The 23,614-nt window shown below is 46.4% G+C and carries 15 protein-coding genes, 3 tRNA genes and 2 rRNA genes; 10 read left to right on the top strand and 10 right to left on the bottom strand.

The window, feature by feature from the left end; translation table 11 throughout:
* Positions 1-26: 26 nt before the first annotated feature.
* Positions 27-2,369, bottom strand: a complete 2,343-nt coding sequence (gene lptD, locus QWZ05_RS10780; protein WP_290298360.1) for an LPS assembly protein LptD — start codon at positions 2,367-2,369, stop codon at positions 27-29.
* A 145-nt stretch (positions 2,370-2,514) separates the two neighbouring features.
* On the opposite strand from lptD, the gene djlA reads away from it, so the two are divergent.
* Positions 2,515-3,378, top strand: coding sequence for a co-chaperone DjlA (gene djlA, locus QWZ05_RS10775; protein WP_290298357.1), 864 nt, complete (start codon positions 2,515-2,517; stop codon positions 3,376-3,378).
* Between the two features lie 75 nt (positions 3,379-3,453).
* Here djlA and QWZ05_RS10770 read toward each other — a convergent pair whose 3' ends face one another.
* From QWZ05_RS10770 to QWZ05_RS10750, 5 genes are all read right to left on the bottom strand, one after another.
* Positions 3,454-3,843: a RidA family protein gene (locus QWZ05_RS10770; RefSeq protein WP_264877774.1), complete on the bottom strand. Its 390-nt coding sequence runs from the start codon at positions 3,841-3,843 to the stop codon at positions 3,454-3,456.
* Between the two features lie 118 nt (positions 3,844-3,961).
* Positions 3,962-4,423, bottom strand: a complete 462-nt coding sequence (gene pyrI, locus QWZ05_RS10765) for an aspartate carbamoyltransferase regulatory subunit (protein ID WP_264877775.1) — start codon at positions 4,421-4,423, stop codon at positions 3,962-3,964.
* A 12-nt stretch (positions 4,424-4,435) separates the two neighbouring features.
* On the bottom strand, positions 4,436-5,365 hold the full coding sequence (gene pyrB / locus QWZ05_RS10760; protein ID WP_264877776.1) for an aspartate carbamoyltransferase: 930 nt from the start codon (positions 5,363-5,365) through the stop codon (positions 4,436-4,438).
* A 211-nt stretch (positions 5,366-5,576) separates the two neighbouring features.
* Positions 5,577-5,969, bottom strand: coding sequence for a GlcG/HbpS family heme-binding protein (locus tag QWZ05_RS10755; protein WP_264877777.1), 393 nt, complete (start codon positions 5,967-5,969; stop codon positions 5,577-5,579).
* Between the two features lie 21 nt (positions 5,970-5,990).
* Positions 5,991-6,947: an aldo/keto reductase gene (locus tag QWZ05_RS10750; RefSeq protein WP_264877778.1), complete on the bottom strand. Its 957-nt coding sequence runs from the start codon at positions 6,945-6,947 to the stop codon at positions 5,991-5,993.
* A 103-nt stretch (positions 6,948-7,050) separates the two neighbouring features.
* On the opposite strand from QWZ05_RS10750, the gene QWZ05_RS10745 reads away from it, so the two are divergent.
* A complete protein-coding gene (locus QWZ05_RS10745; protein WP_264877779.1) occupies positions 7,051-7,935 on the top strand; it encodes a LysR family transcriptional regulator in 885 nt (294 codons plus the stop codon).
* Between the two features lie 27 nt (positions 7,936-7,962).
* On the opposite strand, the gene QWZ05_RS10740 is transcribed toward QWZ05_RS10745, so the two are convergent.
* Complete coding sequence (locus tag QWZ05_RS10740) at positions 7,963-8,967, bottom strand: ornithine carbamoyltransferase (RefSeq protein WP_290298352.1); 1,005 nt, start codon at positions 8,965-8,967, stop codon at positions 7,963-7,965.
* 125 nt (positions 8,968-9,092) lie between these two features.
* A complete protein-coding gene (locus tag QWZ05_RS10735; RefSeq protein WP_264877781.1) occupies positions 9,093-10,469 on the bottom strand; it encodes a PhoH family protein in 1,377 nt (458 codons plus the stop codon).
* A gap of 396 nt (positions 10,470-10,865) precedes the next feature.
* On the opposite strand from QWZ05_RS10735, the gene rapA reads away from it, so the two are divergent.
* On the top strand, positions 10,866-13,775 hold the full coding sequence (gene rapA, locus QWZ05_RS10730; RefSeq protein ID WP_264877782.1) for an RNA polymerase-associated protein RapA: 2,910 nt from the start codon (positions 10,866-10,868) through the stop codon (positions 13,773-13,775).
* A gap of 82 nt (positions 13,776-13,857) precedes the next feature.
* Here the strand turns inward: rapA and QWZ05_RS10725 are convergent, their stop codons facing one another.
* Positions 13,858-15,129 (bottom strand): NRAMP family divalent metal transporter, encoded by a 1,272-nt coding sequence (locus QWZ05_RS10725; protein WP_290298350.1) that lies wholly within the window; start codon positions 15,127-15,129, stop codon positions 13,858-13,860.
* A 167-nt stretch (positions 15,130-15,296) separates the two neighbouring features.
* Between QWZ05_RS10725 and rluA the strand changes: the two genes are divergently transcribed.
* Both rluA and QWZ05_RS10715 read left to right on the top strand, forming a co-directional pair.
* Entirely contained in the window at positions 15,297-16,034 is a 738-nt protein-coding gene (gene rluA / locus QWZ05_RS10720; RefSeq protein WP_290298348.1) for a bifunctional tRNA pseudouridine(32) synthase/23S rRNA pseudouridine(746) synthase RluA, read from the top strand.
* Positions 16,035-16,073: 39 nt separating this feature from the next.
* Positions 16,074-17,036, top strand: coding sequence for a D-2-hydroxyacid dehydrogenase (locus tag QWZ05_RS10715; protein WP_290298346.1), 963 nt, complete (start codon positions 16,074-16,076; stop codon positions 17,034-17,036).
* Positions 17,037-17,088: 52 nt separating this feature from the next.
* Here QWZ05_RS10715 and QWZ05_RS10710 read toward each other — a convergent pair whose 3' ends face one another.
* Positions 17,089-17,565: an RDD family protein gene (locus QWZ05_RS10710; RefSeq protein WP_264877786.1), complete on the bottom strand. Its 477-nt coding sequence runs from the start codon at positions 17,563-17,565 to the stop codon at positions 17,089-17,091.
* 190 nt (positions 17,566-17,755) lie between these two features.
* On the opposite strand from QWZ05_RS10710, the gene QWZ05_RS10705 reads away from it, so the two are divergent.
* From QWZ05_RS10705 to QWZ05_RS10685, 5 genes are all read left to right on the top strand, one after another.
* Positions 17,756-17,840 (top strand) — tRNA-Leu (locus tag QWZ05_RS10705).
* Between the two features lie 443 nt (positions 17,841-18,283).
* Positions 18,284-19,836, top strand: a 16S ribosomal RNA gene (locus QWZ05_RS10700).
* Positions 19,837-20,018: 182 nt separating this feature from the next.
* Positions 20,019-20,095 (top strand) — tRNA-Ile (locus tag QWZ05_RS10695).
* Positions 20,096-20,217: 122 nt separating this feature from the next.
* Positions 20,218-20,293: transfer RNA gene (locus tag QWZ05_RS10690), tRNA-Ala, on the top strand.
* A 362-nt stretch (positions 20,294-20,655) separates the two neighbouring features.
* Positions 20,656-23,543, top strand: a 23S ribosomal RNA gene (locus tag QWZ05_RS10685).
* Together the 16S and 23S rRNA genes with 3 tRNA genes alongside form the textbook arrangement of a ribosomal RNA operon.
* Positions 23,544-23,614 lie beyond the last annotated feature (71 nt).

The raw sequence follows: 23,614 nt of genomic DNA, 5'->3' as shown, positions 1-23,614 counted from the left end.
TGCCCAACGGTTTGAGCACCATTACATTAATCGTTCAAGATAAATGGGCGACCATAGCCCAAAGAGTTCTTTGAGCCTGAGATATCGTATTCATCAGTGCGTACCGTTGTACCAAAGCCGATGATACCGAAGTTAATACTCAAGTTGTTTTCGTAGACTGGATTGGTGTCGTAGAAGTTCTCTCCTGAACCTGACCAGTTTCTCAGTTGGTTACTGTAAGTAAATCCAACATACCAGCAGTCTGACGTGTAATTAACGTTCGCTAACCACTCTAAATCTTCTTTAATAGTTAAATCATAGAAGTAGTGCACTTGTGCGTTCCAGTTACGGTTAATCTGGTAACCGGTGAGTAAACCAATCTGTGATATTCCATCTTTCGTAATACTGTCAATTCCAGAGCCGATATCGGACAAATCTTTGATACTGTCGCCTAATGTTTCTTCAATATACTCTTTTGAAACATAACGATAGTTGCCCTGAACATAGCCCCCAGAGTGACGATACTCTAGTGTTGTATTTGCGTGCTGAACGGCACTCGTTTCGATGTCATATTGAATTCCACCATGATAGAAGAGGTAGTCATCGTAATTAAAGTCGGCTTCAATGGCCCAAGCTGAGTAGTTTGAGCTTTCGTCATCATCTTTGACGTTGTTGTTTCTGTCAATGTAGAGAATTTGACCAAAGGAAATAGCCAAGCGTTCTTTGTACTCATCATCGTAGAAGCGAGTTGATGCACCATAACTTAACTGATTTGCTGCTTCAATTCGGTCTACACCACTGTATTGACGACTTCTGAACAGGCCGTAGTAGTCTGATTGCAAAAGCGTTGAGTCATAAGTAGCAATGTTGTTTTGGTCCTCAAATGGCACGTATACATATTGCACCTGTGGCTCTAAGGTTTGGGTGTAGCCAGTATAAAATGCAGTATCTCTTTCCAATACCATACCAGCATGGGTTCTAAATTCAGGCAAAACGCGTGTAACAGACTCTTCTAAGTCTGTATCTTCAGAAACATTATCGAGGTTTTGTTCATAGTGTGTAGCTAACAGTCGAGCCTCAGTGGTCCAAGAGCCCCAAGAGTTGCCAAAAGGGAGTGTAATTCCTGGCTCAATGTGGACACGAGTAGCTGTAGGCATATCAGTTGCGTCAGTATCAAATACCGAGATATGACTAATCATATCAAAATCGAGATTACGGTAAATTTCTGGCGCGTAGTAGTTGGCTTTCAACTGAGGTAATAGTCTATACGGCTTATTATCTGTTGATGTCAAAACCTGAAAGTCTCGAACCAAGAGAGTTGCGTCCCAATTAGCTGAGCGATATGAAATTGTACCCTCTTGCACCAGCTGGCCATCTTCACGATTACCAATACGAGAGTCAACTTCTTGGAAGTATTCAGTGTCACTTACTTTTGAATAATCAGCGGTGACTTTCCAGTGGCTGTTGATTATTCCTTCATGTTCAAATTGAAAGCCCCAGCGATCTTGGTCATCATACTTTTTATCTTTTCCTAAGTACTCACCATCAAGGGTCGTGAGGCCAAAAGTTGATAGATAACGAAACTCACCGTCTAATTGTAAGCCGCGTTTTTCCATATAACGGAATGTTGTAGTCAGGTCGTAGTTCGGTGCTAAATTCCAGTAAACAGGAATATCAAACTCGTAACCATCACTGGAACCATATGAAATGGTTGGATAAAGGAAGCCTGTTTTACGAGCGTCACTTAGAGGAAGAGTCATGTAAGGCATGTAGAAGATTGGCACTTCAAGTACCTCAAAGCGTGGACTGTATAGTGTTGCTTTTTCTTCTTCTTGGTCTACTTCAATACTCGAAGCCCTCATTCGCCACGAGTGATCGCCTTCTGGACAAGAGGTGATGGTACCATCACTCATCTCATACACACCGCGGCCATCTTTGGTGATGTAGACCGCTTCACCACGCCCTTGCTCACACAGCATCTCATACTTGGTATTCTCAAGAGAGATTTCACTGGTAGCCAGGTTATTGGTGGCTTTGTCTGACGTAGATTTAAATTGCCCATCGCTGAAGGAGACATTGCCGCTTGCTACCACAATGTTATCTTCTTGATGAAGCGTAACGTTGTCAGCAGTCATCTTGCGATTTCCTTGCGTAACTACAACGTTGCCTTGATAAACCGCTTTCTCACCATTTATTGCTTCAAGAGAGTCGGCTTCAACGTTAATTGGTAATTCATTAACGTCTTCTACCTCTTGATCACTGACTAAACATTGATCTTTGGTAGGAAGTTCTTGCACACTAGAGCTAGAGTCGTCAGCTGCAATGGCCTGTGGAATATACAGAGCCGCGCTTATAGACGTAGCCAGTAAGGTGAGAGGGAAACGTGACATCGAGTTTTACTATCCTGTTGAACTAGATCTTTCCGGTGATAGAGACCGAATGTAATGAAATCATCCTTTATAATAAAGGAATTTCAATCATCCAGCACTATCAGACCACACTCACACAATAAAATTCAGAGACTGAGACCACACAATGCATATTTTTGGCAAATTGTTAGGTGCTTTTTTTGGCATGCTGTTCGGAGGCCCGTTTGGCCTCATCCTAGGATTATTTATCGGTCACCAGTTTGACAAGGCGCGTCGTCTTGCGAGTACTGGGTACCGTAGTGGCGGTTTTGGTGGCTTTTCAGGGCCAAAACAAGACCAAAAGATGCAAGAAGAGTTTTTCCGCGCGGCCTTCTCTGTGATGGGGCATGTTGCAAAGGCGAAAGGCCAAGTCAACCAAGCGGAAATTGAGCTTGCTTCTACCATGATGGATCGCATGAACTTACACGGAGAGCAGCGCCGCGCCGCGCAAGATGCCTTTCGTGAAGGCAAAGAGAGTGATTTTCCGCTAGAGATAGTATTAGAGCGCGTGCAAGTGGCGGCGCACAATCGCTTTGACTTAAAGCAGTTTTTCCTTGAACTGCAGATCTCAGCCGCTTTTGCCGATGGTGACATTCATCCTAGTGAGCGCCAAGTGTTGCATCGTGTTGCACAAGGGCTTGGCTTTTCATCGGGTCAACTAGAGCAGCGCCTACGAATGCAAGAAGCGGCATTTCGTTTTCAACAAGGTGGCTTTGGTGGCCATCAACAGGGCTCACATCAAGGTCAAGGGAGTTGGCAGCAAGCGCCGAGTCGTGATCAGTTGGCGGATGCTTATAAGGTGCTTGGAGTTGAGGAAAGCGCCGATGCAAAAACGGTTAAACGCGCTCACCGTAAGCTGATGAATGAACATCACCCAGATAAATTGATGGCAAAAGGTTTGCCACCAGAGATGATGAGTATGGCGAAAGAGAAGGCACAAGAGATTCAAAATGCCTACGACTTAATTAAGAAAGAGAAGGGCTTTAAATAGTCTTCAAATAAAAAACAATAAGGGCGAGTCAGTGACTCGCCCTTATTGTTTTTAAATCATGATTTAAAATCGTGACTATTTGCGAACAGCGATCGCTTCAATCTCGATACCCACATCTTTTGGTAGGCGAGCCACCTCAACACATGAACGTGCAGGGTAGTTTGCTACGTTGTGCTCGTCAAAGAAGCTGCCGTACACTTCATTGACAGTGCCAAAGTCGTTTAGGTCTTTTACAAATACCGTCATTTTTACGATGTCAGAAACCGAGAGACCTGAAGATTCAACAACCGCTTTTACGTTTTCTAGAGATTGACGAGCTTGCTCTGCGATATCTGTTGATACTTCACCTGTTGCTGGGTTTACAGGGATCTGGCCTGAAGTCAGAACCATGTTACCTAGGTCAACACCTTGAATGTATGGGCCGATAGCCGCTGGAGCAGAGTCTGTGTGAAGTACTTTAGTCATTGTAATCTTCCGAATTGTAGATAGGTAAATGAGAAATCAGTTTGCCGTCAATTTTCGCTGGCGTAAAGAAAAATACCCCGCATCGCGAGGTATTTATTACTTTGCAAAAATCCGCAGATTATCTTTCAGTCACGATCTCGCGCGAGAACACTTTTTCACAGTATTTGCACTTGAGGCGAATATCGTCATTCTTTTCGATAACGTTGAAGCTGCTTTCAACTGGCTCATTGTGCGTGATGCAGTTGGTGTTCGGACACTCAAAGACATTGGTCACCTGCTTTGGCAGTACCAGTGGCAACTTACGTGACACTTCGTAGTTTTCAATCTGGTTAACGGTGGCATGAGGGGCGTAAAGTGCCAGCTTGTTCGCTTGCTCTTCATTGATATACACATTCTCAATCTTCAATAGGTCTTTTGCACCTAACGCAGACGAAGGCAAGTTAAGACCGATCGTCACGCGCTGATTAGACTTATCCATATCAAAAAGGCGCAACACCTTAATGCCTACTTGTGCTGGAATATGGTCGATAACCGTACCGTTTTTGATTGCTTCTACTTGCAACTGGGTTTCTTTAGCCATCATTTTACTCCATTACAGGGTTTCGTTAAGAACAAGAGCGAGCAAAGCTTGGCGAGCGTAAACACCATTCTCAGCTTGTTCAAAGTAATAAGCGTGTGGGGTCTTATCCACATCCACGGTGATCTCATCAACGCGTGGCAGTGGGTGTAACACTTTAAGGTTGCTCTTCGCCTCTTTCAAAATATCGGCGGTAAGAATGTAAGCCGACTTGATGTGGGCATACTCTGACTCGTCAAAGCGCTCTTTTTGCACACGAGTCATATAGAGAATATCCAGTTCAGGCACGACACTCTCCATATCATTGTGCAAGCTGTACTTAATCCCTGCTTCGTCGAGCTCTTCACAGATGTAATCAGGCATGGCGAGTGCATCAGGCGCAATGAAGTAGAAACGAACATTGTTGAACTTCGCCAAAGCTTGAGTCAGAGAGTGTACTGTGCGGCCATATTTTAGGTCGCCAACAAAAGCCACATTGAGGTTATCTAGGCGGCCTTGAGTTTCAGCGATACTGAAAAGATCCAGCAGGGTTTGTGTTGGGTGTTGGTTTGCTCCGTCACCACCGTTGATCACGGGTACGCCATTAGAAAACTCTGAAGCAAGGCGCGCAGCCCCTTCTTGTGGGTGGCGCATAACAAACGCATCGACATAAGAAGAGATCACCTGAACTGAGTCTGCCAGTGTTTCCCCTTTCTTTGCCAGTGAGGTGTTACCACCGCTGTCAAAACCGATGACATCACCACCAATACGCTGAATAGCCGTTTCAAACGACAAACGCGTTCGAGTTGAAGGCTCAAAGAAGCAGCTCGCGACCACTTTGTTTTTAATCAGCTCTGGGCGAGGATTTGCTTTTAGCTGGCCTGCCGTATCAACAATTAGCTCAAGTTCTTGGCGAGATAGCTCAGGAATCGAGATAATGTGCTTTTTGTATAGAGAGTTAGTCATGGTGATATTCCCTGGTTAAAAGCCATAAAAAAGCCCCCCAAATGGGAGGCTTAGAATATGAATAGTGAGGATCGAAAATAACGCGCTTTCATTGCGAAGCAATTAACATTAAGTAAACGTTTGCGTAGCATGAAAGACCTCCTCGAAACTGGCGCAGATTATAGCGCTAAATCAGAGGTTTTGACTAGTTTTGTTGTCGCTAAATGGTGAGTTAATCACCAATTGTTTCAATTGCCCATTTAGCCAGTGCTTCATCATCTTCTTCGCTAAGGCCACTGATACCAATCGCACCGATGATTGCTCCCTTTTCGGCAATCGTTATCCCGCCTTTAAATCCGGTAATTTTTGCGTCATTCCAGTAACTCAAATCTTTTCCTGTGTCTCTTGCCCACTGGCCAAGATCGCCTGATGGCTGGCGGTCTCTTGCAGAAGTGTAGGCCTTATTTTGTGCAAGTAGTGCTGCTTGTGGGCTGCAATCGTCCATTTTGAGGAACGCGATCAGCTCACCGTGGGAGTCGACAATGGCGGCTGCGATAGATTGGTTATTGTTTGTCGCCTGCTGCTCAACACGCGACAAGATCTGTTGGGCTTTTGTTAGTTTCATATTCGGCTCCGAAAGTTTGATTTATGGGAGTTCATTACCACGTGCACTTTCATACAAGCGATACCACTCTTCATGAGTCAATGTAAGGTTGCTGGCGAGTGCACACGCTCGGATCCGTTCGAGATTGGTTGTCCCAATCACTGGCTGAATATGCGCTGGATGGCGCATTATCCAAGCAAGAACGATTGCCTCTTTTGAAGTCTGATAGTGTTCGGCCAGACTCTGGACAAGATTGGCGGTACGTACAATATGTTCTGGTTGTCCTGAAAGATCGCGACCGGTAAATAACCCTTGGCTTAAACAGCCCCAAGCTTGCAGCTGAATACCATGGGCGCGGCAATACTCAATCGTACCTAGAAATGAAGAGCTGTTGTGAGTCACACCCTCTTCTAACCATTGCAAGTTTGACAGGCTAAGTTCGAGTTGATTGCACACAATGGGGGTATTCAGTGCTGACTGCAGTAAGCTCATCTGGGGCACATTCATGTTTGACACACCCAAGTGACCAATTTTTCCAGTGCGTTGGAGCTTCTCAACAATGCTGGCTACTTCTTCTGTCACCATGAGAGGGTCTGGACGATGTAAGAGTAAAACATCGAGCTGCTCAATGTGCAGGCGACGCAAGATATGCTCAACAGAGTGTTCAATCCACTCTGCCGAGAAGTCATAACGCTTTGGCCCTTTTTCATCGGCAAAACGAATCGCACACTTAGATTGAATATTGATCTGCTCACGCAGCTCAGGACGCACCTTCATGACTTGGCCGAAAGCTTGCTCTGCTTTGGTGAAGGTGTAGATGTCCGCATGGTCGAATAGGTTGATGCCCTCTTCCAGAGCACAGTCGACCACTTGATGAGTTTGTTGAATATCTTGCTCAGTGACTGGGTTATCGTTCCAGCCTCCACCTAAGCCCATACAGCCATAGACGAGCTGAGATGCTTGCGGTAATCGGCGGTGAATAGGTAGTGACTGCATCATAAATCTCCTTACAAAACGTTGAGGAGATTGTTGCCTATTGATTAATAGAGAAAAACAGACAAAATAGAAATAATTGTTTGATATATAAAACAGTGAGCAAAGCATGCATAAAAAATTAGAGAAACTAATGTTGTTTCATTCGGTGGCCAAAACCCTCAGTTTTACTAAAGCGGCCGATGAGTTGAACATCTCTAAAGGGCACCTTTCTTTACAGGTAAAACATCTTGAAAAGGAGATGGGTGTGGCTCTGCTCATTCGCTCGACTCGCAGTGTACGTCTTACTCCAGAAGGTGAGCGTATCTATGCGGGGATGCAAAGCATTGAATCAACGCTGGTGGAGATGGAGCGAAATGTCGAATACGAGAATGACAGTCTAGATGGGGTGATCCGTATCACCGCTCCAATGCAATTTGTCGAAGGCGTTCTTATCGAGCTGTGTCAGCAGTTTCGAGAGAGTTACCCACATATCACGTTTGAGATCGACTCAAGCTATACCAGTCATGATCTGATTAAAGACAATTTTGATCTCGCTTTTCGCGCCACAACTCAGCCTCCAGAGTCTTTAATTGCTCGCAAACTCTTCTCCTACAAACATTGCGTTGTTGCCAGTCAACAATACTTTTTAGATCATGGTTACCCAAAAGATCCTAATGATCTAAAAGCTCATCAATGCTTGATGGGACGGGGCTATTCAAGTTGGTCCTTTGTGTCGGGTAACGTGGATTGCAATGGTTGGATGAGTATTAGTGATAACACGCAATTGAAGAAACTGGCCCTTGCTGGACAAGGACTTATTCGTGTACCGCAGTATTTTGTTCATCGAGAGTTAGAGCAGGGAAGGCTAGAGACAATTTTTAGTGGTGAAATCAATACCGGCAGTGATTTTTACTTGGTGTATCCACCAATCGTGCAGCGCTCTGAGCGAATCACACGCTTTATCGAGTTTGCAGTAGAGCAGTTACGAGCGTTAGAGAAAGGTGGGCAGTGAGCACTACCCACGATAATATTTGAGATTTTATTGACCGAGTGTGGCTACCATAACTGCTTTGATGGTGTGCATGCGGTTCTCTGCTTGGTCAAAGACAATTGAGGCTTCAGACTCAAAGACTTCTTCTGTGACTTCTAAACCATTCATACCGTACTTGTCTGCAACCTCTTTACCCACGGTGGTTTCATCGTTGTGGAACGCGGGTAAGCAGTGCATGAATTTGACCTTTGGATTGCCTGTCGCCTCAAGCACTGCTTGATTGACCTGATAGGGTATCATCATTGCTACGCGCTCATCCCAAGCCTGGGTAGATTCGCCCATTGATACCCAAACATCGGTGTAGAGGAAGTCACAGCCTTTCACGCCAGAGGCCACATCTTCAGTAAAGGTGATTGTCGCTCCTGTATGTTCGGCAATGGTTAAGCAAGTATCAATCAGAGACTGCTCTGGCCAAAAAGCCTTCGGTGCGACTAGACGAATGTCCATCCCCATTTTTGCTGCGCCAACCATTAGTGAGTTACCCATGTTATTACGCGCATCGCCAAGATAAGCAAAAGAGATCTGCTCTAATTGCTTGTCACGAGCGTGCTCTTGCATGGTGAGGAAGTCGGCTAGGATTTGTGTCGGGTGAAACTCATTTGTTAATCCGTTCCAAACAGGAACACCAGCGTGGGCTGCTAACTCTTCAACAATCTCTTGCCCAAAACCACGATACTCAATACCGTCATACATACGTCCGAGCACGCGTGCTGTGTCTTTCATCGACTCTTTATGGCCAATCTGTGAGCCTGAAGGTCCAATGTATGAAACCTGAGCGCCTTGATCAAAAGCCGCGACTTCAAAAGCACAACGAGTACGAGTGGAAGACTTTTCAAAGATCAGGGCAATATTTTTACCAACGAGTTTCTTTTGTTCGCTACCTGCATACTTTGCTTTTTTAAGGTCTAGTGACAGGTCGAGCAAAAACTGAATTTCTTTGGGCGTAAAATCGAGAAGTTTAACGAAATTACGGTTGCGTAGATTGAAAGCCATACTCTTATTCCTTGAAAAGTGGGGTAGCAGTAGTAAAACATACAAATGCATTATTTGTGAATAATTATTTTATAAAAATTTGGCATTCCAAGGGAATGCCAAATCAAAATAAGTAGTAGGCTAGGTTATAGGTTCTCTTCCGCGAACTCTGCTAGTCGACTACGAACCACGCCGTTGAGGTGAATGTTGGCGCTGCCTTCAAAATTTTTGAAGCGTTCCACCATATAAGTGAGACCTGAGGTCACAGGTGTGAGGTAGGGAGAGTCAATCTGAGCTAAGTTTCCAGAGCAGACAATTTTCGTCCCTTCGCCACAGCGAGTAATGATGGTCTTTATTTGTGATGCCGTTAAGTTCTGGCACTCGTCAAGAAGAACAAAGGCATTTTGTATTGAGCGTCCACGCATAAAGTTAATTGATTTAAATTGAATATTCGCTTTATCACAGATGTACTTGAGCGATCCTTCCGTGCAGTGGTCATTCTTGTGCAGAGCTTCCAGTGTGTCGGTCACCGCAGCAAGCCACGGCATCATCTTTTCCTCTTCAGTGCCGGGTAGGAAGCCTATCGATTCCCCAATATCTGGTGTGTTGCGGGTGACGATTATCTTATCGAACATGCCCCGCTCAATCGTTTGTTCAAGAGCGCTTGCCATCGCGAGTAGTGTCTTACCGCTACCTGCGGCGCCTGTCAGAATCACAAGATCAATATCAGGATCAAGCAGGGCATCCATCGCCATAGCTTGGTAGATATTTTTTGGGGTGATATCCCAAGCTCGTCGCGACATCATACGCTCACGACTGAGATCTTTAATGGTAACTGTTTCAGGGCAAATTTCTTCGACACGCCCTGCAAAGTCACTTTCTTCATCAATCACATACTGATTGATGAAGGTGGGCTCAAATGGCGCGCGCGAAAGGGTGTGAAGTGTGCGTCCTCCGAGCGTGCGACTCTCTACTTGCTCGATATTTTGCCAAAAATCCCCCTCACATTGCTGAAAGCCTTTCGTCAGATACTGAACATCATCAATCAGTTGGTCGGTACGGTAATCTTCAACAAAACGAACCCCAGCGCCTTTGGCTCGCAGTCGCATGTTGATATCTTTCGTCACCAACACCACTTCTCTCGGCGCTCGCTTATTTTGCAGGTATAAGGTTGCGTTGAGAATGCGATTGTCTCCCGCTTTGTCGGCAAAGGCTTTCACTGTCTCTTGAAGTTGGTAATCCGCCAAAATGGCGATAGTTCCGGATTGCTCTTGTTCGCGAATGATGGGAATACCGGCTGAGATTTGGTCGGGTGTGGTATCGCGGAAAAGATCTTCAAGCGCACGAATAGCAACCCGAGCATCGCGCGCGACATCGCGTTTACTGTCTTTAATTCGGTCGAGCTCTTCGAGGACAGTCATTGGAATAACGACGTCGTGTTCTTGAAATGAAAAAATAGCGTGAGGTTCGTGAAGTAGGATATTGGTATCGAGAATAAACAGTTTGCGATCGGTATCGCCCATAAGCATCTCCTTGCCTGATGGCAGCGCTGTTTTAGTGTCAGTAAGCGAATCACTGACTCATAACAGTAAAGCGGCGATGTATGGCTTGGTAACGCTCGGCCACAACTTCGCCGATTTACTCAATGCTCATCTTCTCAAAAATGAGCTTCCCACACCTCTAATTATAGCGGGGTTTTGTTTACCATAGCGTTGCGGATTTTACACTTTGATTACAAGCTGGTTTTCATAAAAAAAACCGTGTTGATCGCGTGACCTCTATCACAGGTTGCAGTAACATTAGCCCCCTTTTTCTCCGCCATAACTGGCCTATATTTATAGAGGTCGGTTGCATTCGTTTTGGGCGAGAGACAACACCAAGCTCCATATTCATCATTCTTCATACGAGGTAGTGTATTCATGACATTTGCTATTGGGCAGCGTTGGATTAGCGATACGGAAAGCGATTTAGGGTTAGGGACAGTAGTAGCACTTGATGCACGTACAGTAACAATTATGTTTGCTGCATCAGAAGATAATCGCGTATACGCACGCAACGATGCGCCAGTGACACGAGTGGTATTCAATGTGGGTGACACCGTTGAATCCCAACAAGGTTGGACACTGAAAGTTGATGAAGTGATTGAGGAAGATGCACTGATTAGTTACGTCGGTACACGTGAAGACACTCAAGAGTCTGGCGTGATGCTACGTGAAATCTTACTGAGCAATCAGATCCGATTTAATAAACCTCAAGATAAGTTGTATGCAGGCCAAGTTGACCGCATGGATAACTTTGTCTTGCGTTACCGCGCATTGCAAAACCAGTATCAACAGCACAAAAGCCCGATGCGTGGTTTGTGCGGTATGCGTGCTGGCCTTATCCCACACCAGCTTTATATTGCGCATGAAGTCGGTCGCCGCCATGCACCGCGTGTATTGCTCGCAGATGAAGTGGGCTTAGGTAAAACTATTGAAGCCGGTATGATCATGCACCAACAGGTGTTGGCGGGTCGTGCTGAGCGTATTCTTATCGTCGTTCCTGAAACGCTGCAGCACCAGTGGTTGGTTGAGATGCTGCGCCGTTTCAATATGCATTTCTCGGTATTTGATGAAGAGCGCTGCATTGAAGCGTTTGCTGAGGCAGATAACCCGTTTGATACACAGCAATTGGTATTGTGTTCACTGGATTTCTTGCGTAAAAGCCGTAAACGCTTTGAGCAAGCTCTGGAAGGTGATTGGGACTTACTGGTTGTCGATGAAGCTCATCACCTGGAGTGGAGCGAAGATAAACCTAGCCGTGAATATCAAGTCATTGAAGGGTTGGCAGAGCGCACGCCTGGCGTATTGTTGTTGACAGCAACGCCAGAGCAGCTAGGTCGTGAAAGTCACTTTGCACGTTTACGTCTGCTTGATGCAGACCGCTTCTTTGATTACCAAGCCTTTGTCGAAGAAGAAGAGCAATATGCGCCAGTCGCCGATGCTGTTGCAGCCCTGTTTACTGGTGAACTGCTCTCGAACGATGCAAAAAATCAGATTACCGAACTGTTGTCTGAGCAAGACGTAGAGCCGCTATTCCGCATTATCGAAAATGACAGTGATGAAGAATCTCGCGCAAATGCTCGCCAAGAGCTGATTGATAATTTGATGGATCGTCATGGTACTGGTCGTGTTCTATTCCGCAACACTCGTGCTGCGATCAAAGGTTTCCCAAAACGTATGGTCAACCTGATGCCGATGGCTATTCCATCTCAATACAATACATCGATGCGTGTAGCAGGTATGCTCGGTGGCAAGATAAGTGATGAAGCTCGCGCACTGAAGAACCTGTATCCAGAAGAGATCTTCCAAGAGTTTGAAGGTGATGAGTCGAGCTGGTGGCAGTTTGACCCACGCGTCGATTGGTTGATCGAAAAAGTGAAGGACAAGCGCAGCGATAAGATTCTGGTTATCGCTTCTCGCGCAACGACTGCACTGCAGCTGGAACAAGCGTTGCGTGAGCGTGAAGGCATTCGTGCAACGGTATTCCATGAGGGGATGTCAATCTTAGAGCGCGATAAAGCGGCGGCATACTTCGCTCAAGAAGAGGGCGGGGCACAGGTGCTCATTTGTAGTGAAATTGGTTCTGAAGGCCGTAACTTCCAGTTTGCCAATCAGCTAGTGATGTTTGACTTGCCGTTTAACCCAGACCTGCTTGAGCAGCGAATTGGCCGTCTCGATCGTATCGGTCAGCAAAACGATATCGATGTGCATGTGCCATACCTTGAAGGGACTTCTCAAGGCATCTTAGCGCGTTGGTTCAATGAAGGTCTTAATGCTTTTGCTGAAACCTGCCCAACCGGGCGTACTGTCTATGAGCAGCACTCTGATGTTTTGATCAAGATGCTAGCCTCAGGTGATACTGCAGAGCTTGATGATGTGATTGAACAATCACATAAGATGAATCAAGCGTTGAAGTCGCAGCTAGAGCAGGGCCGTGACCGCCTATTAGAGATGCACTCGAATGGGGGCGAAAAAGCGCAGAAGATCGTCGATCAGATCTCGGCAACGGATGGTGATACTAACCTAGTCACTTTTGCGTTAAGCCTGTTTGACACTATCGGCTTAAATCAAGACGATAAGGGCGAAAATGCACTGGTTGTGACGCCATCGGAACACATGTTAGTACCGAGCTATCCGGGGCTACCTTATGAAGGAGCTACCATCACATTTGATCGCGATACAGCGCTTTCTCGTGAAGACATGAACTTCATTAGTTGGGAGCACCCGATGATTCAGGGTGGTATTGACCTAATCATGAGTGAAGGTGTCGGCACTTCAGCGGTTTCTTTACTGAAAAACAAAGCGCTACCTGTTGGTACTATCTTGGTGGAGTTGGTTTATTGTGTCGATGCGCAAGCGCCTAAACGCTCGGGTATCAGCCGATTCCTGCCTAAAACACCTATTCGCCTTATGATGGATCAGCGTGGCAATGATCTTTCAGCGCAAGTTGAGTTTGATAGCTTTAACCGTCAATTAAGCCCTGTGAATCGCCATTTAGCGAGCAAGTTGGTTAACTCTGTTCAATCACAAATTCATACGATGATTGAAGCTGGTGATAATGCCGTCATGCCATCAGTCGAAAATATTCGCCAGCAAGCGAAACAAGATATGCATGCTAGCCTCAATGGTGAGTTAGAGCGGCTGCAAGCACTGAAAGCGGTTAATCCGAATATTCGTGATGAAGAGATTGAAGCGATTGAAGTGCAGATTAATGAGTTGGACGGTTACATTGAGAAGGCTCAGTATCAGTTAGATTCGCTCCGTCTAATCGTAGTTTCACATAACTAATCAGCCACAAATATAAACTGAAAAGGGCTTGCTACATTAACGTAGCAAGCCCTTTTTTCGTTCTGTCTATGTAGATGGCAAATTACATTAACCACTTCCACCAAATAAAGACGGCAAGAAAGCCGAATAAGTAGAGAAGTCCTATTTGCGAAAGGCGTTTTAAGCCCGCCGTCATTGCAAGCTCTTTTGGTAATTCAGTACGCGAAACCAGAATGTAGTTTAGGAGCGCAAAGACAGGCGTAGTCATAAAGGCCATTACCATGGCGAAATCAAGCATCGGCATCAGTGCAGACATTAAAAATAGGATAATCGATAGCGCGCACGCAGAGACAATGACCATCCATACCTGAGTGACTTTTGGGGTTGCCGCAGGCTGCTTTAGCAATAGACGTTGTGACTCCGAGATGACGCGAGAGTAGCCATCAATGACAGTTATCGTACTACCAAAAATACAGAAGAAGGCAATTACGGCAATCAGCATGCGAGACCATTCACCGATAGTTGAAGCGTACATACCGACGAGTTGGTGCGTAAAACCAACACCCGATGCAGAGAGTTCGGCGCCACTACCATGAATAACTAATGCTCCTAAAGCAACAAAGATCAGAGCGAGCAAAGCGGTACCAATATAGCCAACATTGAAATCGAAGAGTGCCGATTTCGCGGTTACATCGACTTGACGTTGCTGACTCTTGAGCCACATCGAGGTGATACTAGAGATCTCTATCGGTGCAGGCATCCATCCCATTGTGACCACCAAGAAACCGATAGCGGCAATAGACCAAGGTGAAGGCGCTTCAAATTGTGCGACAGGCTCTACAGGGTTACCGACCGCGATACTAACTGCGATGACGGTAGCTACTGTTAAGGTCGCCATGATCGCTTTGGATAAAGTATCGAGCGCTTTATAGTGACCGGCAAACAGAATCGCTAAACAAGTGGCTAAAACAATGCCACATAGTACTGGGAGTGGAAGCTCGAAGGGCACGAAATAGCTCAGCAAGCTAGCACTGAAAAGTAACAGAGCTGCTGTGTTTATAATCGCCGATACCACACTGAGCAACGCAAATACCCAGAGGTAAGGCTTACCTAGACTAGCATAACCCTCAACTAGACTTTTCCCAGTGCCAACAGTGAACTGCACGCCAGCTTTGAAAAAAGGGTACTTAAAAAGGTTTACCAGCAATATCAGACCCGCGAGTTGCCAGCCATAGATCGCACCGGCTTTCGTTGAAGCGACTAAGTGAGAGCCACCGACAGCGGCTGCGGCCATCATGACTCCCGGACCTAGCGAACGCACAAAGCTGAAGGCACTGTCTTTAGGTGGGGACGTTGTTTTTGAGACACTTTCCATATCGTTCTTATTCCATTTTATTATTGTCAATCGCTAAAATAAATATCACACCAGATCTCACTGTCAACTTTTAATTACACTTAAGTTTACAGGGTGTGGTTTGAGATTTGTTGTCAGCGACACCATTGCTATAATCCGCCTCCTCTTTATCTCGTGAGAAACCGACTATGGCCATGCTTGAATACCATCCACCAAAAGATCCTTGGATCGATATCGTTTATGAAGATGAGTATATTCTTGTAGCCAATAAGCCTTCAGGCCTATTGTCTGTTCCAGGGCGTTTAGAAGAGCACTTTGACAGTATGTGGAGTCGACTAAATGCAGAGTTTCCGGGCATTCAGGTGATCCATCGACTAGATATGTCGACGTCTGGCTTGATGTTATTTGCAAAAGATAAAGCGTCAGAGAGTGCGCTTAAAAAGCAGTTTCAATACCGTTTAACGCACAAAGTGTATTACGCCAGAGTGTGGGGGCATCCGGAGCACAATGAAGGAAAGGTCGATCTGCCTTTAATATGTGATTGGCCGAATAGACCAAGACAGATGGTATGTCACACCAATGGCAAGGAGTCTCAAACATTATATCAAGTGGTAAAACGAGAAGAAAAAACCTCAGTAGTGCGTCTATTACCAATCACTGGGCGCTCACATCAGTTGCGTGTGCACATGCAGGCGCTCGGCCATCCGATTGTTGGGGATGAGTTTTACTCACAAGGAGAGGCTCTGTTGCACTCTAAGCGTTTAGAGTTGCATGCTGCAGAACTCAGTTTCTATCACCCAGACAGTCAATCTTTGCAAAGTGTGTTTGTTCCTTGTGACTTCTATCCGCAAGCCGAATCGATGATCTTTACCTTTTTCTCTCCTGTGACAGAATTACCAGACTATAAAACACTGCCAAAATACTAAATATCATTGGAACACGACTGGCAGTGAACAGGAGCCCAAATGTCATTGCCTAAAGTTGTATTTCTCGACCGAGCGACTATTCCAAGTCATATTGTTATCCCAAAGATTGAGTATAACCACCAGTGGGTAGAATACGATTTTACCCAGCCAGAGCTGGTTTTAGAGCGTATTCAAGACGCAGATATTGTCATTTCAAATAAAGTTTACCTCGGCGAGAAGCAGTTAAAGCTCTGCTCAAAACTTGCTTTAATTGCTGTCGCTGCTACGGGTTATAACAATGTGGATATTCATTACTGCCAAGCACGCAATATTGCTGTCACCAATGTAAGGGGCTATGCCCAGCAGTCAGTTCCCGAACATGTGATTGCAATGATGTTCTCTTTGCGCCGCAATTTGGTTGGTTATCACAATGATATCGTGAAAGGTGAGTGGCAGCGAAACAAGCAGTTTTGTTTCTTCACCCACGCTATTGGCGATATTGCAGGAAGCACTCTAGGTATTGTAGGCAGTGGTGCTCTAGGTCAAGCGACGGCAAGTCTCGCTAGGGCGATAGGTATGCAGGTTGTATTCGCTGAAAGAAAAGGGGCAGAGAAGTGTCGAGAGGGCTATCTTCCATTTGAAACTGTGCTATCGATGAGTGATGTCCTTTCACTGCATTGCCCTTTATCACAAGAGACACGTAACCTTATTGGTGAGCCAGAGCTTCAACTAATGAAGTCCAATGCAATATTAATCAATACAGGACGAGGTGGTTTAGTTGATGAACACGCACTCGTTAATGCTTTAGAGCATAGCACCATCGCGGCTGCTGGGGTTGACGTCTTTACGCAAGAGCCAGCAGACATCAACAACCCATTGCTCGATAATGCACATCTACCTAATCTGCTGCTCACACCTCACGTGGCCTGGGGTAGTGACAGTGCGATTCAAAGCTTAGCCAACATATTGATTGATAATATTGATGCGTTCTTGCGAACAGAAGAACAAAACCGAGTGGTATAGATAGCAGCAGAATGATTAAAGAGTAGAGGGAGCGAAAGCTCCCTCTTGAGAATTAATTTGCTTTAGGCAGCACAATCACACGAGTTTTTGCCCACATATCGTGAAAGCCTCGCTTTTCGGGATCAATAGGCACGGTGAAGTTGGCCAAGCCGAAACCAGAGGTCGCAACTCGAATCAGAGCTTGAGTAATCGTGATGTTGCCACCGCTCTCATTAACGACTCTTAATTTCCAGGCACGCATGCCAAGTGTCTGTCCTGCTCTCGTCCAGAAAAAGACTAAAAAGCCAATCCAAACGAACGCCAAATAAAAGGTATATAGAGGGCTCCAGATGGGGTGGTTTGAGAGAAAATCTCCAACGTCTGCAAATTGACCGTAATTCACAATGCCTATAGCAACCCCCGCTTCCAATATGGCCACAACAGTTCCAGCCGCAAGCATTTCGATAGCGAGAATAATCAATGCATCATAGAAAAGAGAGGCTAAGCGGCGAAAGAGGCCGGCTGTAGGGTAGTCCTTTAATGTATTCATCTTCTTATCGTTAATTCATTAACAAGGATAAAGAGAATACAAAATCCGAGACTAAGCATAAAGAGATTGTCGATTTAAACTGCTTTGCGCGCAAATAAACAGCAGTCGAGCAAAAGTATAGATTTTTTGTGTTGCGTTCATTTGGGCTATACGTATAATGCACAACACAAAGACGGGGTAACCTGTTGATGCCGGTGTGGTGAAATTGGTATACACGACGGATTCAAAATCCGTTGCCTTCGGGCGTGGCGGTTCAAGTCCGCCCACCGGTACCATATTTCGATAAAGAGGACATGAAAATGTCCTCTTTATTTTTCTCTGAAAGATACTGAAAAGTACTTCAGAAAAAATTGAAAAAAAAGAGTTGACTCTGATTTTTCAAGGCGTATTATACGCATCCCCAACGACGAGACGCCAAGCGGAACGTTAATGGGAAAGCTCTTTAAAAATATAAACCTATCAATCTGTGTGGGCACTCGTTGATGATAATCCACTTTTGGTTTTCACTTTTTTATAAAAGTAAAATCAAAAACTGATTCTTCGGAATCAATGACTATCAATGAACTGAGTGACCAATTGATACTTCGGTATCAGCACAGTCAATTCATTATCGTTCTGTTGGAACGATAATAGCTTTAAAATTACTTCTTACTTTCGAGTGAGAATGAGTTTTGAAGTCAGTATTCATTGAGTCAGTCCTTATGGACATCAAAATCTTAAATTGAAGAGTTTGATCATGGCTCAGATTGAACGCTGGCGGCAGGCCTAACACATGCAAGTCGAGCGGAAACGACTTAACTGAACCTTCGGGGGACGTTAAGGGCGTCGAGCGGCGGACGGGTGAGTAATGCCTGGGAATATGCCTTGATGTGGGGGATAACTATTGGAAACGATAGCTAATACCGCATAATGCCTTCGGGCCAAAGAGGGGGACCTTCGGGCCTCTCGCGTCAAGATTAGCCCAGGTGGGATTAGCTAGTTGGTGAGGTAAAGGCTCACCAAGGCGACGATCCCTAGCTGGTCTGAGAGGATGATCAGCCACACTGGAACTGAGACACGGTCCAGACTCCTACGGGAGGCAGCAGTGGGGAATATTGCACAATGGGCGCAAGCCTGATGCAGCCATGCCGCGTGTGTGAAGAAGGCCTTCGGGTTGTAAAGCACTTTCAGTCGTGAGGAAGGTAGTGTAGTTAATAGCTGCATTATTTGACGTTAGCGACAGAAGAAGCACCGGCTAACTCCGTGCCAGCAGCCGCGGTAATACGGAGGGTGCGAGCGTTAATCGGAATTACTGGGCGTAAAGCGCATGCAGGTGGGTGATTAAGTCAGATGTGAAAGCCCGGGGCTCAACCTCGGAACAGCATTTGAAACTGGTCACCTAGAGTACTGTAGAGGGGGGTAGAATTTCAGGTGTAGCGGTGAAATGCGTAGAGATCTGAAGGAATACCAGTGGCGAAGGCGGCCCCCTGGACAGATACTGACACTCAGATGCGAAAGCGTGGGGAGCAAACAGGATTAGATACCCTGGTAGTCCACGCCGTAAACGATGTCTACTTGGAGGTTGTGGCCTTGAGCCGTGGCTTTCGGAGCTAACGCGTTAAGTAGACCGCCTGGGGAGTACGGTCGCAAGATTAAAACTCAAATGAATTGACGGGGGCCCGCACAAGCGGTGGAGCATGTGGTTTAATTCGATGCAACGCGAAGAACCTTACCTACTCTTGACATCCAGAGAACTTAGCAGAGATGCTTTGGTGCCTTCGGGAACTCTGAGACAGGTGCTGCATGGCTGTCGTCAGCTCGTGTTGTGAAATGTTGGGTTAAGTCCCGCAACGAGCGCAACCCTTATCCTTGTTTGCCAGCGAGTAATGTCGGGAACTCCAGGGAGACTGCCGGTGATAAACCGGAGGAAGGTGGGGACGACGTCAAGTCATCATGGCCCTTACGAGTAGGGCTACACACGTGCTACAATGGCGCATACAGAGGGCAGCAAGCTAGCGATAGTGAGCGAATCCCAAAAAGTGCGTCGTAGTCCGGATTGGAGTCTGCAACTCGACTCCATGAAGTCGGAATCGCTAGTAATCGTGGATCAGAATGCCACGGTGAATACGTTCCCGGGCCTTGTACACACCGCCCGTCACACCATGGGAGTGGGCTGCAAAAGAAGTGGGTAGTTTAACCTTCGGGAGGACGCTCACCACTTTGTGGTTCATGACTGGGGTGAAGTCGTAACAAGGTAGCCCTAGGGGAACCTGGGGCTGGATCACCTCCTTATACGATGATTATTGCGATGAGTGTTCACACAGATTGATTAGGTTTGTAAAAGAGATTATTGCAAAGTGATTTTTCTTAGTTCGAGGAAGGCAAGTGATGAGCGAAGGAGCATACATCAGTATGTGACTGAGTGAAGAGCGCAGCCTGACGAAGAAATAAGAGAAAGCACGACGCAAGAATGTGGGTCTGTAGCTCAGGTGGTTAGAGCGTTCGCCTGATAAGCGAGAGGTCGGTGGTTCAAGTCCACTCAGACCCACCAATTTTTCTTTATGCGGCGTTAGATTGCTCGTTGTGTACTGGTGTACACGGCCTCACAATCTGCCTTGCCTAAAGAAAAATTAATCCCAGTCATAATGACTGTTTATGGATTTATCCATTGATGGGGCTATAGCTCAGCTGGGAGAGCGCCTGCCTTGCACGCAGGAGGTCAGCAGTTCGATCCTGCTTAGCTCCACCATCTTTAAGCGCATTTCTTTTGAAATAGAAAGCCTTAAGTGCTCTTAAAAATGGTTACTTCTTTGGAAGTGATTTGCTCTTTAAAAATTTGGAAAGCTGACGAATAACAACAATCCCCATCTCTTTGAGATGCGTTGTTATTCAAATTAAAAGTTCTCAAATCCTAAAACTATGGTTTTAGGTACCAACACACATTCAAGTGTTCTTGGAAGTGACGAAAGTCCACTTTTTGCCTCTGCTTTTTTCTAAAAAGCGGAAACAAAGAGTTATTTGAGTCCGGCAAAATCGAGTCTGCATCATGTATAAAAATTGCAGACAACTTTGGTTGTTTAAACAACAACTCGAAACTCCTTCGGGTTGTATGGTTAAGTGACTAAGCGTACACGGTGGATGCCTTGGCAGTCAGAGGCGATGAAAGGCGTATTAACTTGCGATAAGCTCAGATTAGGTAGTAAAAACCTGTGAGTCTGAGATTCCTGAATGGGGAAACCCAACACCATAAGGTGTTATCACTAACTGAATACATAGGTTAGTGAGGCGAACCGGGGGAACTGAAACATCTAAGTACCCCGAGGAAAAGAAATCAACCGAGATTCCGAAAGTAGCGGCGAGCGAAATTGGATTAGCCCTTAAGCTTTTAGTGAGACAGGTGAAGCCTCTGGAAAGTGGCGCGATACAGGGTGATAGCCCCGTAACCGACATCTCATCATCAGTGAAATCGAGTAGGGCGGGACACGTGATATCCTGTCTGAATATGGGGGGACCATCCTCCAAGGCTAAATACTACTGACTGACCGATAGTGAACCAGTACCGTGAGGGAAAGGCGAAAAGAACCCCTGTGAGGGGAGTGAAATAGAACCTGAAACCGTGTACGTACAAGCAGTAGGAGCACCTTCGTGGTGTGACTGCGTACCTTTTGTATAATGGGTCAGCGACTTATATTCAGTAGCAAGGTTAACCATCTAGGGGAGCCGTAGAGAAATCGAGTCTTAACTGGGCGTCGAGTTGCTGGATATAGACCCGAAACCAGGTGATCTAGCCATGGGCAGGTTGAAGGTTGAGTAACATCAACTGGAGGACCGAACCGACTAATGTTGAAAAATTAGCGGATGACTTGTGGCTAGGGGTGAAAGGCCAATCAAACCTGGAGATAGCTGGTTCTCCCCGAAATCTATTTAGGTAGAGCCTCGGACGAATACCACTGGGGGTAGAGCACTGTTAAGGCTAGGGGGTCATCCCGACTTACCAACCCTTTGCAAACTCCGAATACCAGTGAGTACTATCCGGGAGACACACGGCGGGTGCTAACGTCCGTCGTGGAGAGGGAAACAACCCAGACCGCCAGCTAAGGTCCCAAAGTATAGCTAAGTGGGAAACGATGTGGGAAGGCTTAGACAGCTAGGATGTTGGCTTAGAAGCAGCCATCATTTAAAGAAAGCGTAATAGCTCACTAGTCGAGTCGGCCTGCGCGGAAGATGTAACGGGGCTAAGCTATACACCGAAGCTGCGGCAATGACTTTTAGTCATTGGGTAGGGGAGCGTTCTGTAAGCCGCTGAAGGTGGACTGTAAGGTCTGCTGGAGGTATCAGAAGTGCGAATGCTGACATGAGTAACGATAAAGGGGGTGAAAAACCTCCTCGCCGGAAGACCAAGGGTTCCTGTCCAACGTTAATCGGGGCAGGGTAAGTCGACCCCTAAGGCGAGGCCGAAAGGCGTAGTCGATGGGAAACGGGTTAATATTCCCGTACTTCTTACAATTGCGATGGGGGGACGGAGAAGGCTAGGTGGGCCTGGCGATGGTTGTCCAGGTTCAAGTGCGTAGGCTTAAGAGTTAGGTAAATCCGGCTCTTTTTAAGGCTGAGACACGATGTCGAGCTACTACGGTAGTGAAGTCATTGATGCCATGCTTCCAGGAAAAGCCTCTAAGCTTCAGATTGTAAGGAATCGTACCCCAAACCGACACAGGTGGTCGGGTAGAGAATACCAAGGCGCTTGAGAGAACTCGGGTGAAGGAACTAGGCAAAATGGTACCGTAACTTCGGGAGAAGGTACGCTCCTCGCGGTGAAGTCCCTTGCGGATGGAGCTATGGGGAGTCGCAGATACCAGGTGGCTGCAACTGTTTATTAAAAACACAGCACTGTGCAAAATCGTAAGATGACGTATACGGTGTGACGCCTGCCCGGTGCCGGAAGGTTAATTGATGGGGTTAGACTTAGGTCGAAGCTCTTGATCGAAGCCCCGGTAAACGGCGGCCGTAACTATAACGGTCCTAAGGTAGCGAAATTCCTTGTCGGGTAAGTTCCGACCTGCACGAATGGCGTAATGATGGCCACGCTGTCTCCACCCGAGACTCAGTGAAATTGAAATCGCTGTGAAGATGCAGTGTACCCGCGGCTAGACGGAAAGACCCCGTGAACCTTTACTACAGCTTGGCACTGAACATTGAGCCTACATGTGTAGGATAGGTGGGAGGCTTTGAAACTAGTACGCCAGTATTAGTGGAGCCGACCTTGAAATACCACCCTTGTATGTTTGATGTTCTAACTTAGCCCCATTATCTGGGGTGAGGACAGTGCCTGGTGGGTAGTTTGACTGGGGCGGTCTCCTCCCAAAGAGTAACGGAGGAGCACGAAGGTGGGCTAATCACGGTTGGACATCGTGAGGTTAGTGCAATGGCATAAGCCCGCTTGACTGCGAGAATGACAATTCGAGCAGGTGCGAAAGCAGGTCATAGTGATCCGGTGGTTCTGTATGGAAGGGCCATCGCTCAACGGATAAAAGGTACTCCGGGGATAACAGGCTGATACCGCCCAAGAGTTCATATCGACGGCGGTGTTTGGCACCTCGATGTCGGCTCATCACATCCTGGGGCTGAAGTCGGTCCCAAGGGTATGGCTGTTCGCCATTTAAAGTGGTACGCGAGCTGGGTTTAGAACGTCGTGAGACAGTTCGGTCCCTATCTGCCGTGGGCGTTGGAAGATTGAAGGGGGCTGCTCCTAGTACGAGAGGACCGGAGTGGACGAACCTCTGGTGTTCGGGTTGTCATGCCAATGGCATTGCCCGGTAGCTAAGTTCGGAATCGATAACCGCTGAAAGCATCTAAGCGGGAAGCGAGCCCTGAGATGAGTCTTCCCTGGCACTTTAAGTGTCCTAAAGGGTTGTTCGAGACTAGAACGTTGATAGGCAGGGTGTGTAAGCGTTGTGAGGCGTTGAGCTAACCTGTACTAATTGCCCGTGAGGCTTAACCATACAACACCCAAGGGGTTTTGATGGACTCAAAGCTAAGAACTTTGAATGTGTATTGATGACTTTTAGAAGCT

Source organism: Vibrio agarivorans (assembly GCF_030409635.1).
Classification (GTDB): Bacteria; Pseudomonadota; Gammaproteobacteria; order Enterobacterales; family Vibrionaceae; genus Vibrio; species Vibrio agarivorans.
The sequence above is the reverse complement of the archived record's forward strand: the minus strand, read 5'-3'. Positions and strand labels throughout refer to the sequence as shown.

What these genes read in the sequence shown, in the direction of transcription:
- djlA (WP_290298357.1), top strand. Translation starts at nt 2,515, where the DNA reads ATGCATATTTTTGGCAAATTGTTAGGTGCTTTTTTTGGCATGCTGTTC.
- QWZ05_RS10710 (WP_264877786.1), bottom strand. Translation starts at nt 17,565, where the DNA reads ATGAATACATTAAAGGACTACCCTACAGCCGGCCTCTTTCGCCGCTTA.
- QWZ05_RS10725 (WP_290298350.1), bottom strand. Translation starts at nt 15,129, where the DNA reads ATGGAAAGTGTCTCAAAAACAACGTCCCCACCTAAAGACAGTGCCTTC.
- QWZ05_RS10745 (WP_264877779.1), top strand. Translation starts at nt 7,051, where the DNA reads ATGCATAAAAAATTAGAGAAACTAATGTTGTTTCATTCGGTGGCCAAA.
- QWZ05_RS10740 (WP_290298352.1), bottom strand. Translation starts at nt 8,967, where the DNA reads ATGGCTTTCAATCTACGCAACCGTAATTTCGTTAAACTTCTCGATTTT.
- QWZ05_RS10770 (WP_264877774.1), bottom strand. Translation starts at nt 3,843, where the DNA reads ATGACTAAAGTACTTCACACAGACTCTGCTCCAGCGGCTATCGGCCCA.
- QWZ05_RS10735 (WP_264877781.1), bottom strand. Translation starts at nt 10,469, where the DNA reads ATGGGCGATACCGATCGCAAACTGTTTATTCTCGATACCAATATCCTA.
- rapA (WP_264877782.1), top strand. Translation starts at nt 10,866, where the DNA reads ATGACATTTGCTATTGGGCAGCGTTGGATTAGCGATACGGAAAGCGAT.
- QWZ05_RS10750 (WP_264877778.1), bottom strand. Translation starts at nt 6,947, where the DNA reads ATGATGCAGTCACTACCTATTCACCGCCGATTACCGCAAGCATCTCAG.
- rluA (WP_290298348.1), top strand. Translation starts at nt 15,297, where the DNA reads ATGGCCATGCTTGAATACCATCCACCAAAAGATCCTTGGATCGATATC.
- QWZ05_RS10755 (WP_264877777.1), bottom strand. Translation starts at nt 5,969, where the DNA reads ATGAAACTAACAAAAGCCCAACAGATCTTGTCGCGTGTTGAGCAGCAG.
- lptD (WP_290298360.1), bottom strand. Translation starts at nt 2,369, where the DNA reads ATGTCACGTTTCCCTCTCACCTTACTGGCTACGTCTATAAGCGCGGCT.
- QWZ05_RS10715 (WP_290298346.1), top strand. Translation starts at nt 16,074, where the DNA reads ATGTCATTGCCTAAAGTTGTATTTCTCGACCGAGCGACTATTCCAAGT.
- pyrB (WP_264877776.1), bottom strand. Translation starts at nt 5,365, where the DNA reads ATGACTAACTCTCTATACAAAAAGCACATTATCTCGATTCCTGAGCTA.
- pyrI (WP_264877775.1), bottom strand. Translation starts at nt 4,423, where the DNA reads ATGGCTAAAGAAACCCAGTTGCAAGTAGAAGCAATCAAAAACGGTACG.